Origin of the sequence: Brevibacillus sp. NPDC003359, from assembly GCF_042878995.1 — a bacterium.
Taxonomy (GTDB): Bacteria; Bacillota; Bacilli; order Brevibacillales; family Brevibacillaceae; genus Brevibacillus.
In genome coordinates, this window is sequence record NZ_JBIAOR010000006.1 from 216,674 (window position 1) to 230,913 (window position 14,240).

16 protein-coding genes and 4 tRNA genes are annotated in these 14,240 nt (G+C 45.9%); 5 read left to right on the forward strand and 15 right to left on the reverse strand.

All coding sequences use genetic code 11. The features are described 5' to 3' along the window. Positions 1 to 185: 185 nt before the first annotated feature. Positions 186 to 1,202, forward strand: a complete 1,017-nt coding sequence (locus tag ACFYU8_RS17560; protein ID WP_390301078.1) for an ABC transporter substrate-binding protein — start codon at positions 186 to 188, stop codon at positions 1,200 to 1,202. A 75-nt stretch (positions 1,203 to 1,277) separates the two neighbouring features. Here the strand turns inward: ACFYU8_RS17560 and ACFYU8_RS17565 are convergent, their stop codons facing one another. Continuing rightward, positions 1,278 to 1,433, reverse strand: a complete 156-nt coding sequence (locus tag ACFYU8_RS17565; RefSeq protein WP_390301075.1) for a hypothetical protein — start codon at positions 1,431 to 1,433, stop codon at positions 1,278 to 1,280. Between the two features lie 195 nt (positions 1,434 to 1,628). Here ACFYU8_RS17565 and ACFYU8_RS17570 point away from each other — a divergent pair, with 195 nt between their 5' ends. Then, on the forward strand, positions 1,629 to 3,497 hold the full coding sequence (locus tag ACFYU8_RS17570) for a PAS domain S-box protein (RefSeq protein WP_390301072.1): 1,869 nt from the start codon (positions 1,629 to 1,631) through the stop codon (positions 3,495 to 3,497). A 35-nt stretch (positions 3,498 to 3,532) separates the two neighbouring features. Further along, positions 3,533 to 3,667 (forward strand): DUF4023 domain-containing protein, encoded by a 135-nt coding sequence (locus tag ACFYU8_RS17575; RefSeq protein ID WP_106840960.1) that lies wholly within the window; start codon positions 3,533 to 3,535, stop codon positions 3,665 to 3,667. A 250-nt stretch (positions 3,668 to 3,917) separates the two neighbouring features. On the opposite strand, the gene ACFYU8_RS17580 is transcribed toward ACFYU8_RS17575, so the two are convergent. Together ACFYU8_RS17580 and ACFYU8_RS17585 are read right to left on the reverse strand one after the other, a co-directional pair. Then, positions 3,918 to 5,138, reverse strand: a complete 1,221-nt coding sequence (locus ACFYU8_RS17580) for a branched-chain amino acid ABC transporter substrate-binding protein (RefSeq protein ID WP_390301069.1) — start codon at positions 5,136 to 5,138, stop codon at positions 3,918 to 3,920. After that, complete coding sequence (locus tag ACFYU8_RS17585) at positions 5,135 to 5,500, reverse strand: stalk domain-containing protein (RefSeq protein ID WP_390301066.1); 366 nt, start codon at positions 5,498 to 5,500, stop codon at positions 5,135 to 5,137. Before ACFYU8_RS17585 ends, ACFYU8_RS17580 begins: the two co-directional genes overlap by 4 nt. Positions 5,501 to 5,861: 361 nt before the next feature. On the opposite strand from ACFYU8_RS17585, the gene ACFYU8_RS17590 reads away from it, so the two are divergent. Continuing rightward, positions 5,862 to 6,083, forward strand: coding sequence for a hypothetical protein (locus ACFYU8_RS17590; RefSeq protein WP_390301063.1), 222 nt, complete (start codon positions 5,862 to 5,864; stop codon positions 6,081 to 6,083). A gap of 131 nt (positions 6,084 to 6,214) precedes the next feature. After that, entirely contained in the window at positions 6,215 to 6,817 is a 603-nt protein-coding gene (gene clpP / locus ACFYU8_RS17595) for an ATP-dependent Clp endopeptidase proteolytic subunit ClpP (RefSeq protein ID WP_304502538.1), read from the forward strand. Between the two features lie 112 nt (positions 6,818 to 6,929). Here the strand turns inward: clpP and ACFYU8_RS17600 are convergent, their stop codons facing one another. From ACFYU8_RS17600 to ACFYU8_RS17655, 12 genes are all read right to left on the reverse strand, one after another. Beyond that, on the reverse strand, positions 6,930 to 7,115 hold the full coding sequence (locus tag ACFYU8_RS17600; RefSeq protein ID WP_390301060.1) for an H-type small acid-soluble spore protein: 186 nt from the start codon (positions 7,113 to 7,115) through the stop codon (positions 6,930 to 6,932). A gap of 10 nt (positions 7,116 to 7,125) precedes the next feature. Continuing rightward, on the reverse strand, positions 7,126 to 7,308 hold the full coding sequence (locus tag ACFYU8_RS17605; RefSeq protein ID WP_017251622.1) for a hypothetical protein: 183 nt from the start codon (positions 7,306 to 7,308) through the stop codon (positions 7,126 to 7,128). A gap of 118 nt (positions 7,309 to 7,426) precedes the next feature. Continuing rightward, the gene (locus tag ACFYU8_RS17610) at positions 7,427 to 7,684 is read right to left on the reverse strand and encodes an HPr family phosphocarrier protein (protein WP_048034964.1); all 258 of its coding nucleotides are present in this window, start codon (positions 7,682 to 7,684) and stop codon (positions 7,427 to 7,429) included. 49 nt (positions 7,685 to 7,733) lie between these two features. Next, entirely contained in the window at positions 7,734 to 8,681 is a 948-nt protein-coding gene (gene whiA, locus ACFYU8_RS17615; RefSeq protein ID WP_390301056.1) for a DNA-binding protein WhiA, read from the reverse strand. 8 nt (positions 8,682 to 8,689) lie between these two features. Further along, positions 8,690 to 9,700, reverse strand: a complete 1,011-nt coding sequence (locus tag ACFYU8_RS17620; RefSeq protein WP_390301053.1) for a gluconeogenesis factor YvcK family protein — start codon at positions 9,698 to 9,700, stop codon at positions 8,690 to 8,692. Between the two features lie 78 nt (positions 9,701 to 9,778). Further along, on the reverse strand, positions 9,779 to 10,660 hold the full coding sequence (rapZ, locus tag ACFYU8_RS17625) for an RNase adapter RapZ (RefSeq protein ID WP_390301050.1): 882 nt from the start codon (positions 10,658 to 10,660) through the stop codon (positions 9,779 to 9,781). Between the two features lie 235 nt (positions 10,661 to 10,895). Then, positions 10,896 to 11,855 (reverse strand): thioredoxin-disulfide reductase, encoded by a 960-nt coding sequence (gene trxB / locus ACFYU8_RS17630; RefSeq protein ID WP_390301047.1) that lies wholly within the window; start codon positions 11,853 to 11,855, stop codon positions 10,896 to 10,898. A 64-nt stretch (positions 11,856 to 11,919) separates the two neighbouring features. Continuing rightward, positions 11,920 to 13,563 (reverse strand): tetratricopeptide repeat protein, encoded by a 1,644-nt coding sequence (locus ACFYU8_RS17635; RefSeq protein ID WP_390301044.1) that lies wholly within the window; start codon positions 13,561 to 13,563, stop codon positions 11,920 to 11,922. Between the two features lie 187 nt (positions 13,564 to 13,750). Beyond that, positions 13,751 to 13,826 (reverse strand) — tRNA-Gly (locus ACFYU8_RS17640). 40 nt (positions 13,827 to 13,866) lie between these two features. After that, positions 13,867 to 13,942, reverse strand: a tRNA-Lys gene (locus ACFYU8_RS17645). A 5-nt stretch (positions 13,943 to 13,947) separates the two neighbouring features. Continuing rightward, positions 13,948 to 14,023, reverse strand: a tRNA-Phe gene (locus ACFYU8_RS17650). A gap of 31 nt (positions 14,024 to 14,054) precedes the next feature. Next, positions 14,055 to 14,131: transfer RNA gene (locus ACFYU8_RS17655), tRNA-Asp, on the reverse strand. Positions 14,132 to 14,240 lie beyond the last annotated feature (109 nt).

Genomic DNA, 14,240 nt, shown 5'->3' on the forward strand with positions numbered 1-14,240 from the left:
CATATATGGTAAGGAACGGTGTTAATTTCTCCCACAAATCAGTGTAAGCTTGGAAATAAGGCAAGTCAATGATATTGATTTTTATTATCATACTTGGAAAAATATGTTGACACATCGTCATATAAGCATATACAGTAGTGAAGAAAAATGATAATCATTATCAGTTAAAAGGGGGATTTTCCATCATGCGCAAAACTTCCTTGCGTTTGATGCTGGGGGCAATGCTGTCCGTTGTGATGCTCGTAACAGGTTGCGGAGGACAAGCAACGCCTTCATCCAGCTCGTCTTCTTCTACTCCAGCGGCATCATCAACTACACCAGCACCTACACCGGCAGCGACTGAAGAGAGAGAAGTAAAACACTTCATGGGGTCAACAAAAATAAAAGGGACTCCTCAGCGTGTCGTCGCTCTCACCAGTGAAAGCACAGAAGCCGTTCTCGCATTAGGGATTACGCCAGTTGGGGCTGTCATGAGTGGTCTGGGTAAACCTGGTGACCCATGGCATCCACATATTAAAGAAAAAATGAAGGACGCCGTTGAATTGGGTGACGAGAACCAGCCAAACGTTGAGCTGATCGCCAGCCTGAAGCCAGATCTGATCCTGGGAACAAAAGGACGCCAAGGCCAAGAAAAAGTATACGCTCAGCTTTCCGCGATTGCCCCAACCGTCTTCTCTGAAGATCTCGTAGGCAGATGGAAAATCAACTTTGCCCTATACTCCGAAGCTCTGAACAAAAAAGCTGAAGGCGACAAGCTGATGGCTGATTTTGATAAGAAGATTGAAGATGCGAAAGGAAAACTTGGTGACAAGACGAAGTCAAAAGTCTCTGTCGTTCGTTTCGTAGCAGGCAAAACTCGTCTTTACCTGAAAGATACTTTCTCTGGCGTGGTTCTGAGTCAGCTCGGCTTTGCTCGACCAGCCTCCCAAGACATCGATGAGTTTAAAAAAGACATTCCAAAAGAGCTCATGGCTGAAATGGATGGCGACGTCATGTTTTACTGGATCGGCGATTATTCCGGTGATGGATCTGCCAATAAATACACCGAGGAATGGATGAAAGATCCGCTCTATCAAAAGCTGAATGTCGCGAAGAACAACAAAGCATTCCAAGTTGACGAAGTGATCTGGAACGTAGGCGGCGGTATTCTTTCTGCTGAACTGCTTGTTGATGACATCGTAGAACGCTTCTCCAAACTGTAGGCTTTATACTTTCCGATACCGTCAATAAAGAAGGAGTGGTTGAGATAACCACTCCTTTTCTTTTGCCTGATGGCATTATTGATCGAGTTCCTTATTCCCCGTATCCTTACTAGGCAGAATCGGATCTATTTGTTCAGGTTTACGCGAATAAGCTTTGTTTGTAACCAATATCGTCGCACCGATGATGACGAGAAAAATAAGCACCAACGCAACGATAAAACCCGTTGTCATGCATACACCCCCGATTTTTTTCTAACTCTCATTATAGCTGATTTCCATGCGAGTCAGAACCTACATACATAATCAATTCATATGCAATAACAAACTATTCCAAATTAATTGATAGGAAAATGGCTCCTATATCTCGAATAGTTACGACAACGTTATCTCATTCAAATACTTGATAGACTATGCGGGGGAAATCTGATGAACAAGCTTAATACCCCTTTCTTATGGAAAAAGAAACGATCGAAAAAGGAACTCACACAAGTGTTGTTCCCAGATCAAATATTAAAAGCATTTTTTCACTTTACGACGGATGCTATCTCGATTAGTGATCTCGATAACAATATCGTCTTGGTAAATCATGCTTTTGAGCAATACTACGGTTGGTCCATGGAGGAGATTTACGCTTCACCGCTTTGCTTTATTCCAGACGAGTACAGGAGTGAGACCAAACAGTTATTTGATGCGGTCAGGAGCATGGGTGTATTACTAACCAATTACGAAACGATCAGGCAGCGAAAAGATGGCAGTAAGATGGATGTCATTCTATCTGCAGCTCCGATTAAAGACGAAACGGGAAAAATTATTGGAGCTTCCTGTATCACCCGTGACATTTCCGACCGCAAAAAAATTGAAGAGGCCTTGCGCCAAACCGAAGCCAGATATCGTCTCCTCATCGATCATACCCAGGATATCGTGACGATTTATGATTTATCCATGCGACGCATCTATGCATCCCCATCAATCGAGCAATTGGGATTTGTTCCAGCCGAGGTTACCTCCCCTAACAATCTGCAACTCACACATCCAGAAGATATCCCTCTGTTCCAGGACAAATTTCAAGAGATCGTGGCAACGAAACAACCCGTCCATTTCGAGACGCGCTCTATGGATAAGAATGGAAGTGAGGCCTCCTTCGAAACACGCGGTATCCCCATTCTAAGCGCGGAAGGGGACGTCCAAAACATTATGTTAGTCTCGCGTAATGTCACGGAACGCAAATACTCTGAGGCTGCCTTGTTCAAAAGCGAGAAAACAAACAAAATCATCTCGGAATACACAGATGATCTCATTCTAATTACAGACAAACACGGAGATATCCTCTATCTCTCCCCTTCTCATTCACGCGTAATGGAAACGAAAGAGAATTGCCGTCAGCTCACCTTTGCCGACATTCATCCTGAAGATCGCCAGACGGTCATTGACCACTTTCATTATTTACTGGGGACCCAAGAACCAAAGATATGCGAGTTCCGTTTCCAAACCAAAAATAACAAATGGATCGTTCTCGAATCAAAGGGTGCCCCCATCCTGACGAAAACGGGAGACTGTGATGGCTTTATCATCGTATCGCGGGATATTACAGAACGCCGAAATAACGAGGAGTTATTGCGGAAGGCTGAGAAGCTGTCCGTGATTGGGGAGCTGGCTGCTGGAATCGCCCATGAGATTCGCAATCCGCTAACATCTTTAAGAGGCTTTATACAGTTTCTTTATCCGAGCATGAATGATAATCAGCAGTACGCCGACATCATGCTCTCTGAACTGGACCGAATCAATTTCATTGTGAGTGAATTGCTAGTCTTAGCAAAGCCACATAGCATTCAAATCAAGCCTCTTCCGCTCATCCCTTTGCTGGAAAACGTCTTGGCACTATTGAGCTCGGAAGCAAATCTGAAAAACATCGATTTCCGTACCGCATTTGATTACCATCCGATCATTGAAGGAGAAGAGAACCAGCTCAAGCAGGTCTTTATCAACATCATTAAAAATGCGATCGAAGCGATAGAAGGACATGGTGAGGTTCATCTTGCCACCTCTTTAAAAGACAATCATCAGGTGCTCATTTCGCTCACAGATACTGGCTGTGGAATCTCCGAAGAAATGATTCACAAGCTGGGTGCCCCCTTTTTCACAACAAAAGAAAACGGAACAGGTCTTGGTCTCATGATCAGCAGCAAAATCATGAAAGACCATAACGGCAGCCTGGAAATTAAAAGCAGGGAGCACGAAGGTACAGTGGTAGAGATCACATTGCCGATTGTACAGGACCAAATTGGGTCATCCTAGAAAGGTCTACATCCCATCATCAGCGGAGGTGCCCTATGGATTTCACCAAAATGAGCACGAGTGAGTTCGTGGCCAAAATTCGCGAATCCCAAGCGAAAAACCTGCGAAACAGACAACATCAGGGCTATGGTCATCCGGAACAGCGTCTGCCCAGCAAGCAACGAGTATAACCAAGCAAAAACCCACCTGCGGGCTCAACGCCGGGCCAGGTGGGTTTTTTGCTTATTATTGTGGATCTTGCTTATTCAGGTTACGATCTCTTTCGGACTTTTGCTTCTGGGTGCCTTGCGTCTTGCTGCTGTGTCCTTGGTTGCCGCCATTCTTCGTATTTCGATTGTTTGACATTAGAATCCCTTCCTTTTCATTCTGGTCTTCATGCCAAACGTAGTATGTCCCAAACGGCTCATTCATAATGAAGAATTACTTTGCTTCACCCATGAATACTTTCTTTCCGTCCTCATACTTGTACACGTATACGGAAGCAAAGTCGTTGTCGCCTTTATCATTGAACGTTACGTTGACGAATTTGCCTTTATAATCTTTGGTTTTGTGAACAGCTTCCAGCACTTGTTCACGAGTTGGCTTTTTGCCGCCGTTTGCTTTGATCGCTTCTTCCAGACCGTTCAGCATAACACCCATGGAGTCATAACCAAACGAAGTGAAGATCCCTACCTTGTTGCCAGTTGCGCTCTCGAAGTCAGTGATCCATTTCTTACCTTCTTCGGTAGCACCAATATCGCCAACAGTAGAAGTAAAGACTACGTTATTGGCATTTTCCGCACCAGCAATTTTCACCATGTCAGCGGAGTCGTAGCCATCGCCACCCATGAAGACACCTTTGAAGCCTTTTTCACGTGCTTGTTTCACGATGATCCCTGCATCAGAGTAATATCCACCGAAGTAGATCATCTCTGGATTTTTCGCAAGGATTTGAGTGATGATCGCACTATAATCCTTCTCGCCTGCTGTTACCCCTTCAAAGCCGAGAACTTGTACACCGTCTTTTTCAAATTGCTTTTTCACTTCTTTCGCAAGTCCTTGCCCATAAGCAGCCTTGTCATGCATGACGAAAGCCGTTTTTACATTCAACTGATTTTTGGCAAAAACAGCGGCCTTGGAGCCTTGTTGATCATCACGCGCACAAATGCGGTGTACGATCTTCTTGCCTTGCTCAGTCAAATCTGATCCCGTTGCGGAAGGAGATACCATCACGAGCTTCTCTTGCTCGTATTGCGCTGCTGCCGTAATCGAAGCACCTGTTGTAGCATGGCCTACTACCCCGACTACATCAGGGTTCGAAATCAACATTTGCGCGACTGCTACCCCTTGTTTTGGGTCAGCTTGATCGTCTTGAGCGGACAATTGAACGTCAAAGCCAAGTGCCTTGAATGCCTCCAACTTTTCTTTCAACGCATATTCCGCACCAGCTTTTGCTGTGCTTCCGTAATCGGAGTACTGTCCAGACATCGGACCAACTACAGCAATCACGAGCTTTTCAGTAGCTCCGCCCGTGCTTCCTCCGCTATTGTTACTCGGCTGTGGTGTCGCGCTCTGTCCGCCCGTACCTCCACCGCAGCCCGCGAGCAATGTGCTCAGAGCAAATGTCGCAGCCAGTATCGACAATGATTTCTGTTTTTTCATAGCAAAACTTCCCCCTCTTTATTTATGAGCAAACTATGAATCACAATCTTATTGTAGGATATTTTAGAAAATTTGCAATAGAAATCATTGAAAGAAGAATCAATCAAAAAACCTCTAACGCTGTCTGCTAATAGAGGCGTAACACGAGTTGCATGAAGCAAATAGCCACTTCTACGCATAGAAGTGGCTATCTTGTTGAGAAGAATCCCATTCATTTTAGGAATTAATTGGAAGGCTTTTGCACCCAATTCTTGGGCGATGAATACGAGAGGAACGAGTACTGCTCCGGTCATTGGACGTGGCGGATTTGCTACACTGGTTTCTTTGCCGTTTTTTATAAGCAAGTTTTTGTTTTCGTACATACGCAACACCATTCTCAGTAACGATTTCTTGTGGGAATGGGAACTCCTTGCCGTTTAGCTGAACCTTGATTTTTTGTTGCTGTACAGGTGCAGGAGCAGTTTGGGCAAACGCAGCCGTTGCCGCTGCACTTCCTGTTAGAAGAGCTGATGTCAGCATCATTGTCGAAAACTTGCGAAGCATAATAGACACCCTAAAAAACGAATTCCAATTTTTCTTCCTTCTTTTACATTCCATACATTTCCTATGTAATACTCTTCCCAAACATGACCAGACTAAGGTAAAAATATATCCCACGAACAAATGTTTTTGTGCACAACCTGTGCATAACATTGTGGATAACTTTCGAAAGTGAGGCTTGCCATGGCAGGGGAACGTTTTTTTCTCATTTATCAAGAGGCTAGTGACGAAGAATGCTTATTGACCATTGAACCATACAAAGACCAGCAGGAGCTGGCGGAAGCCATTAATCAGCTGCAAGCCAAGCAAGTCGATGAGTATACAATCATCAAGGGGAGAAAGATGAAGGCCACGCTGAAACTCGCCGTCGATTTGACCGAAGCTGACGAGAATTCCAAGGAATGAATGTTTTCTTTTTAGCGTAGGTTTAGACAGAGGGAAATTGGCAAACATGGTAGTGAGGGCGCGCACTTATGTGTTTGACCTTCATTGACCTTTTGTGTATGATATTGTTACAAAGAGAGGAGGAAGACTAGATGCATATGAATTTAATTCCAACCGTCATTGAACAGACCAACCGCGGGGAACGTGCCTACGACATTTATTCCCGCCTGCTCAAAGACCGCATCATCTTTCTGGGAACCCCAATCAACGACACCGTAGCCAATATCGTTGTGGCACAGTTGTTGTTCCTTCAGGCGGAAGATCCGGAGAAAGACATTCACTTGTACATAAACAGCCCAGGCGGTTCTATTACTGCTGGTATGGCGATTTACGATACTATGCACTTCATCAAGCCTGATGTGTCCACCATTTGTATCGGAATGGCTGCTTCTATGGGAGCATTCCTGCTGGCTGCTGGGGCAAAAGGCAAGCGCTTTGCTCTGCCAAACAGTGAAGTCATGATCCACCAACCATTGGGTGGCGCACAAGGTCAAGCGAGCGACATTGAGATTGCCGCAAAACGTATTTTGAAGATGCGTGATCATCTGAATACCATCTTGGCTGAACGCACTGGACAGCCTTTGGAGCGCATCCAAAAGGATACCGATCGCGACAACTTCCTCTCTGCCGCAGAAGCAGTAGAGTACGGATTGATTGACAAAGTAATCACTTCCGAATCGTCTTCCAAAAAATAAGAGATACGTCGTAAAAAAGAAGCACTCGTGCCAAAGCTACTGGCCGAGTGTTTTTTGTATGCCGAGCAAACACCAAGAGGCATCCCTTGGTTTGCTCGGCCTTTTCCATGGGTCATTGTGATACTTCCATTAACTGACTGACATAGACTGTCCGGCTATGCCCTGGATTTTTTTCCTCATGCACACGTGCTGTTGACGTTTTTTCATCTACAGCATCGATCCAAACGGCTTGTCCTTCGTACTCTACCTTGATATGTTCGTCGGAGCTCATAATGGCTTGTGCTCTCGTTACATTCATAAGCGGCTCCCTATTGCTCATCTTCAAGGGCCTGCTTGGCTGACGATGCCCCTGTCATCGTGTCTACACTCGTCTCTTCAATCAGGCCGTTCTGATCAGAAACGATTCCGCCCCCTAGTCCCTCGTTAATCATCCGGTCAATGTCCATATCAAAGCAATCGCGGCCTTCGTGACACGAATCACGGTTACTCATGTCTGATTCCTCCTTCACGCAATTTACATGGTTAGAAATGCCCTGCACGAAGTGAATTGATACATGGACATCAACAAAAAAAGACACCTCCCTAAAGGGAAAAGTGTCTCTCGTGACTCTATTCTTCCTTGCTTACCAGATTCGTAAGGCTAGTGACTGCCTGGGAGGCATCCGGCCCTTCTGCCAAAATGGTAATTTCCGTTCCAGAGCTGATTGCGAGGCTCATGATACCCATGATGCTTTTCGCATTGACCTTTTTGTTGCCTTTTTCTACGAATACTTCGGATGCAAAACGGTTAGCCTCTTGTACGAAAAAAGCTGCTGGACGAGCCTGCAAACCGGTCTTTAACTGAACCACAACCTGCTGTTGAACCATGAATGGACCTCCTTACTTATAGACTATTATCCTTTAGTATATCATGCATCTACATCGAAATATTTTGTTTTTCTCGTATTTTGTCAGCGATTTCGTTAATTTTTCGCAAGCGGTGGTTAATACCCGATTTGCTCACTATTCCGCTCGGCACCATCTCGCCCAATTCTTTTAAATTGATGTCAGGATGAGCCACTCGAAGCTCCGCGACCTCGCGCAGACGCCTTGGCAAATTCTCCAATCCCATCTCTTGATCGATGAGCTGAATATTTTCCATTTGTCTGGTGGCTGCATTCACCGTTTTGTTTATGTTGGCGATTTCACAATTGTGTAAACGGTTTACTGAGTTCCGCATGTCCTTTACGATTCGGACGTCCTCGAAATACAGAAGCGCCTGATGAGCCCCAATCAAGCTCAAAAACTCTGTAATCTTCTCGCCTTCCTTAATATAGAGAACATACCCTTTTTTCCGCTCGATGCACTTGGCATTTAGTTTATACCGATTGGCGATCTTGGTCAATGCTTCGCAAAAATCCTGATAGGAAGTGAAAATCTCCAGATGATAGCTGGATGCCTCTGGATGATTAACAGATCCCCCCGCCAAAAAAGCCCCCCGCAAATAAGCAGCGCGGCAACAGGACTTTTTCACGATCTCAGGAGCGATTCCTGGGATAAATGACAGGCTTTGATCCATGATGCCCAAGTCTTGCAAGATCTCATTAGCCTTATTCGGAATACGCACAATGTAGACGTTGTTCTTTTTCAGACGCATTTTTTTGCGAACCAGCAGTTCAGCGTGTATCTGAAACAGCCTCTTGATTAACGTGTAAATGCGTCGGGCAATCGCCGCGTTCTCTGTTGTCACATCCAGCACCAGTCGTCCGGCTCCAAACTGCAGACTTCCATTCATCCGAATCAAGGCTGAGAGCTCTGCCTTGCTGCAGCAATCGGCACCCTCCGTCATGGTAAGTTCTTTTTTGGTATGCGCGGCGAATGACATCGACTTCACTACTCCTTCTCTATCTTCAGCACCTTCCGTCTTCGTTTGACGAGTGACACAACCTGCTTGCTGACAGCATGTGCATCATGGCGTAGGTAACCATCCTCAAATGTGACTAACGGCTTCGCCACCACATGCAAACCGAGTTGGCGCAATTTCTTTAAGTCACATCGGACAGGAGCTGCTCCTTTTTCCGCATATTTGTCCAATACATGGGCAGGCAGCTCGGCTGAATTGACAATGATCGTATCCAGAAATGGTCTATCTACATGTTCATACATGACATTCACGTGTCTGGATGCAGAAAAACCATCTGTCTCCCCCGGTTGTGTCATGACATTACAAATGTAGATCTTCGGGGCTTGTGCGCGTGTAATCGCTTCAAATAACCCACGTACTAATAAATTGGGCAGGATGCTCGTGTACAAGCTGCCAGGCCCAATCAAAATGGCATCCGCCTCGGCAATGGCCATCAGGGCTTCTCTCAGAGGAACAGCGTCCTCCGGATCGAGGAACACCCGTTTGATTTCTTTGCCCGTCAACGGTATTTGGGATTCTCCGATTACGAGAGATCCATCTGTCATTTCCGCTTTCAACTGAATTGATTGCGTGGAAGCAGGCAATACATCTCCACGCACTGCCAAAACCCCGCTTAATGTTTTGACTGCGGTGACAAAATCTCCAGTGATTTCGTTCATCGCTGCAAGTAATAGATTTCCCAAATTATGCCCTGCTAATCCCGTGCCTGTGGAAAAACGATATTGCATGACTTTTTCCATCAACGGCTCTGTATCGGCCAGAGCAGTCAAAACGTTTCGAATGTCGCCAGGTGGAAGCATATCCATTTCTTCTCGCAAACGTCCAGAGCTTCCCCCATCGTCTGCTACCGTAACAATCGCTGTGATATGCACCGGCTCATGCTTCAAACCCCGTAGAAGGACGGACAGACCCGTTCCTCCACCAATGACGACTACCCGTAATGGCCTTGACTGTAGCCTCCCGACTTCCTTAGTAGGCATATGTCACCTCATTATTTCTAATACACATACCACAGGTGGCTTGTTATGCACGCTTCAGTCTTTCCTGCCATCTTATGCTCATTTGTTCTTTTCCATGTCTCGATGACTGACACGGACAGAAAAATCTTTACCAAAGGTTTCTCCCAAATGTTCTGCAATAGCGACCGAGCGATGCTTGCCACCGGTGCATCCAATTCCTATCACAAGTTGACTTTTTCCTTCTCGCTGGTAATGCGGTAGGGTGTACCCCAAAAAGTCTGTAAGCTTTTCTAAAAATTCCTTTGTGTCCTTGTGTTGCATCACATACTCTGCCACTTCTGGATCACATCCTGTTTTCGGACGCAAATCCTCCACATAATGCGGGTTAGGCAAAAAACGGACATCGAACATCAAGTCAGCGTCTATCGGTGCGCCGTATTTGAAACCAAACGACAATACATTAATCGTAAGTGGTGATCCTTGTTGACCGTATTGGCTGATGATCTTTTCTCGAAGCTGAACTGGCTTCATTTGACTCGTATCGATAATCTGATGCGCCCAGCCCTTCATTTCCTCCAACAAGCGGCGCTCAGCGTGAATTCCTTCCAAAGGGGAACCGTTCGGGGAAAGCGGATGTCTGCGACGTGTTTCCTTATAGCGGGAAACCAATGTCTGATCGTTCGCATCCAGATAAAGGATGTGGTACGATAATCCATTCATCTGATTGAGGCTCTCCATGGTTACGGCTAGATTCTCAAAAAACTCACGCCCTCGCAAGTCAATCACCAATGCGACTCGCTCAATACTCCCACCAGACTGTTTGACCAACTCAGCAAATTTGGGAATCAGTACAGGGGGTAGGTTGTCTACACAAAAAAAGCCCAGATCCTCCAAGCTTTGTACAGCAACTGTCTTTCCCGCACCTGACATTCCGGTAATAATCAGGAGATTCATGGCCTTGTCGTTTTCCAATTCCGTCACGCAACTCGCCTCCTACGATTCTGACAATAGCATACCATATTGTCCACCTTATTCGCACCTTTTTGAACCGCTTCCCCTGTTTTTCCAATGACGTCTTCAACAGGCGTACAAGCGTTTTTAGAAAAAAAGATGCGTGACTGAATGCCAGCCACGCAACAATTGTTTATATAGATAAGGGGGTCAATTCATTGTCTATAGATTACTCTTGAATTATTTCACCCATGTTACAAGCAGATTAAGAGATTGTGACATTTTGTTCCTTCAGCTTTTCATTCAGCTCTTCTACATAGTGCTGAGCAGATTGAGCAGCGATAGAACCGTCTCCAGTAGCTGTCACGACTTGACGCAGCATTTTTTCGCGTACATCTCCTGCTGCAAAAACACCTTTGACTTTGGTGTTCATTTTTTCGTCTGTCAGTACGTAGCCTGCATCGTTGGTGATACCCAGTGGTCGTACACTTGCAGTCAATGGGTCCATACCTACGTAGATGAATACCCCATCCGCTGAGAATTCTTTTTGTTCACCTGTTTTAGCGTTTTCCAAGAGAACCGCTTGTACTTTGCCTTCACCACGGATCTCTCTCAGTTCTGTATCCCAGATCACTTCGATTTTTTCGTTATCGAAAGCGCGTTTTTGTAGGATTTTCTGTGCACGGAACTGATCACGACGGTGTACGATCGTCACTTTGGAAGCGAAGCGAGTAAGGAATACAGCCTCTTCCACCGCGGAGTCTCCTCCACCCACAACCACCAGTTCTTTATTGCGGAAAAATGCACCGTCGCAAACCGCGCAGTAAGAAACGCCACGACCGGACAATTCTTTTTCGCCTTGTACACCGAGCAAACGATGCTCTGCCCCAGTCGCCACAATGACAGATTTAGTCAAGTATTCCTTGTCGCTTGTGATAACGCGCTTGTACGGCTCTTCATCGCGGATTTCCTTGATTTCGCCATATGCATACTCCGCACCGAATTGCTGTGCATGTTCAAACATTTTTGTAGAGAGATCAGGGCCCAGAATGGAAGTGAAGCCAGGGTAGTTCTCGATATCTTCCGTGTTCGCCATTTGACCGCCTGGGATTCCTCTCTCCAGCATCAATGTGCTCATGTTCGCACGGGATGTATATACAGCAGCCGTCATTCCGGCAGGGCCAGCTCCGGCGATAATGACATCATAAATTTTTTGATCGCTCATGCTTGTTGCCTCCTCATCTCACACAGTTTTGTTTCCTTATTTAAATTAATTATAATGTAATAATCTATTTAAAATCAAGTGTGGACAAAACTTTGACGCACTTTGCCAAGGTAGTGGCAGAAATGCCGTATTTTTGAGCCAGAAGGGCTTGCGACTGTTTTTCGTTCATGATCGTTCCGTATACATATTCCAATGCTGCGACCCACGCTACTTCTTTTCGCACTTGTACACGGCTTTGGGCATATTCATGATGCTTGTGCCATACATCCAGGCACCATTCTCCGGCCTCTTGTTTGCCTTGCGAGAGCAAATAATGACGTATGCCTTCTTCTACACTGCTTTCCAGCTCTTCCGACTTAGGGACGCCATTTGTGCCTGCTGGTGTTTCTTCCGGCATCTCTGCACCCATATCAGCCAAAGCCAGCAAGGCTAGCTTTTGTAGCTGTTCATTGTCCGTCTGGTAATAAAATTGACGGACCGCGGTTTCAGCTTCGTCGTCTCCAATCAGAGATAATGTTTGCAGCACCGCGAATTTTACTTCATCGCGTCCATGCTGCAATGCCCAAAGCAGGGAAGCGCGGATCATCGGGTCTGTTTTAAAATCTTCCACTCCCGTGAATGAAGCCTTTTCCCAAGAAACATCACGTTGGGTCGTATTGTATTGGTAGGGGATCGGTTTTATAGTCTCCCCTTCTTGTTCGTTTTTTACCATTTGAATGTATTGATCTGCGATTCCTGCTTCTGGATCTAACTGCTTGGCTTTTTGCCACCAGCGCAGTGACTGATCCTTTTTCCCGCTCAAATAAGCTGAGATCGCAGCATAGTGGTACGTGCACGCTTCATGCGGCCGTCCATTTCGCAGCATGCGTTGGTAATGGAAATACGCTTCGTCATGCTGGCCAAGCACTCCCATTGTTGTTGCGAGCTTATAGGTATTTTCCGGATGGAACGGAACGACCTTTTTCAGCACATCAATCAAGCTCAACAGCTCTGTCGTTTGATTGTGATGGGAGAGTAAAACCGCCAAATTGCACAGTGCATGCAGGTTTCCTTCTTCTTTATCCAGCGTCTGTTCGATTGTCTCCATCGCCTTCTGGAATTCTCCAGCATAATAGTAGGCGAGAGACAAATTGTTCCACGCCGGCAAAAAGTCAGGATCGGCCTCGACGATTTCTTTTAAGGTATCCAGAGCCTCCAGGAAACGGCCCTCTTCCAGACTACGACGAGCTCGTTCATGTTTGCTGTATACGTCCTCTTTTTCACTTGGGAGGAAATGTCTTGGTGGCATGTCCAGTTCAAAGTAAATATAGTCGAGGAGCTCTTCGGCATCCTCCCGATACGGTCCGGTGCTGTCTTCTTGTAAATAACGAACAGCCATTTCTTCTGCCATATGGTAATCTTCCAAGTTGGCATAGTTGTTCGCCATGTAGAAATACACTTCTGTCATGGATGAATCCCATTTTTCTATCACTTCATAAAGGACTTCATTCGACGCTTCAAACTGTCCGGTTTCAGCTAAGGCACTTGCCAAATGGCAGTGGCATTCTGCATTCGTCGGCTCCATTTCAACTGCTCGGCGAAATGAGCGCAATGCTTTATCATAGTCGTACCGATTTAAACAACGCATTCCCCGGTCAACAAAAAAAGCGGCATCTTGCTTAAAGTCAACGACGGTCGTTCTCTTCAAAATACTTTTGTTATGTTTCATAAAACCTCCAACATCGTAGGAGCTTACACTCCAAGTATCGTACCAGAAGCATCGGCACCCTACAAGCTGACTCGTCTTTTAAAGTGTTCGATCACATGAGTGTTCAAAAAGTCAACTTTTTGAACCACTCTATAAATAAAGCAAGAAACACCACTGGCCCATAGCAAGTGGTGTTTACGAACAAAAATGGAGCGGACGAAGGGTCTCGAACCCTCGACCTTCGCCTTGGCAAGGCGACGCTCTACCAATTGAGCTACGTCCGCATATCTATCAACTATTCATATTTTGTCCGATTGAAAAAACTGGTGAGCCATGAAGGACTCGAACCTTCGACCCTCTGATTAAAAGTCAGATGCTCTACCAACTGAGCTAATGGCTCGTACATGGTGGCTCGGGACGGAATCGAACCGCCGACACGAGGATTTTCAGTCCTCTGCTCTACCGACTGAGCTACCGAGCCATATACTTTATTCGCCACTCTTGAGTAAGAATGGCGGAGCTGACGGGACTCGAACCCGCGACCTCCGGTGTGACAGACCGGCGTGAACTCCAACTTCACCACAGCTCCATATAGAAGGTTTGTTCCTTCAAAACTGAATACGCATGATTGCTAAGAATTTGTGGATAAGTCCTCGACCGATTAGTATTCGTCAGCTCCACGCGTTACCGCGCTTCCA

Bases quoted from the DNA above. Each gene is read 5' to 3' on its own strand.
- ACFYU8_RS17560 (WP_390301078.1), top strand. From the start codon at position 186: ATGCGCAAAACTTCCTTGCGTTTGATGCTGGGGGCAATGCTGTCCGTT.
- ACFYU8_RS17565 (WP_390301075.1), bottom strand. From the start codon at position 1,433: ATGACAACGGGTTTTATCGTTGCGTTGGTGCTTATTTTTCTCGTCATC.
- ACFYU8_RS17570 (WP_390301072.1), top strand. From the start codon at position 1,629: ATGAACAAGCTTAATACCCCTTTCTTATGGAAAAAGAAACGATCGAAA.
- ACFYU8_RS17575 (WP_106840960.1), top strand. From the start codon at position 3,533: ATGGATTTCACCAAAATGAGCACGAGTGAGTTCGTGGCCAAAATTCGC.
- ACFYU8_RS17580 (WP_390301069.1), bottom strand. From the start codon at position 5,138: ATGAAAAAACAGAAATCATTGTCGATACTGGCTGCGACATTTGCTCTG.
- ACFYU8_RS17585 (WP_390301066.1), bottom strand. From the start codon at position 5,500: ATGTACGAAAACAAAAACTTGCTTATAAAAAACGGCAAAGAAACCAGT.
- ACFYU8_RS17590 (WP_390301063.1), top strand. From the start codon at position 5,862: ATGGCAGGGGAACGTTTTTTTCTCATTTATCAAGAGGCTAGTGACGAA.
- clpP (WP_304502538.1), top strand. From the start codon at position 6,215: ATGCATATGAATTTAATTCCAACCGTCATTGAACAGACCAACCGCGGG.
- ACFYU8_RS17600 (WP_390301060.1), bottom strand. From the start codon at position 7,115: ATGAATGTAACGAGAGCACAAGCCATTATGAGCTCCGACGAACATATC.
- ACFYU8_RS17605 (WP_017251622.1), bottom strand. From the start codon at position 7,308: ATGAGTAACCGTGATTCGTGTCACGAAGGCCGCGATTGCTTTGATATG.
- ACFYU8_RS17610 (WP_048034964.1), bottom strand. From the start codon at position 7,684: ATGGTTCAACAGCAGGTTGTGGTTCAGTTAAAGACCGGTTTGCAGGCT.
- whiA (WP_390301056.1), bottom strand. From the start codon at position 8,681: ATGTCATTCGCCGCGCATACCAAAAAAGAACTTACCATGACGGAGGGT.
- ACFYU8_RS17620 (WP_390301053.1), bottom strand. From the start codon at position 9,700: ATGCCTACTAAGGAAGTCGGGAGGCTACAGTCAAGGCCATTACGGGTA.
- trxB (WP_390301047.1), bottom strand. From the start codon at position 11,855: ATGAGCGATCAAAAAATTTATGATGTCATTATCGCCGGAGCTGGCCCT.
- ACFYU8_RS17635 (WP_390301044.1), bottom strand. From the start codon at position 13,563: ATGAAACATAACAAAAGTATTTTGAAGAGAACGACCGTCGTTGACTTT.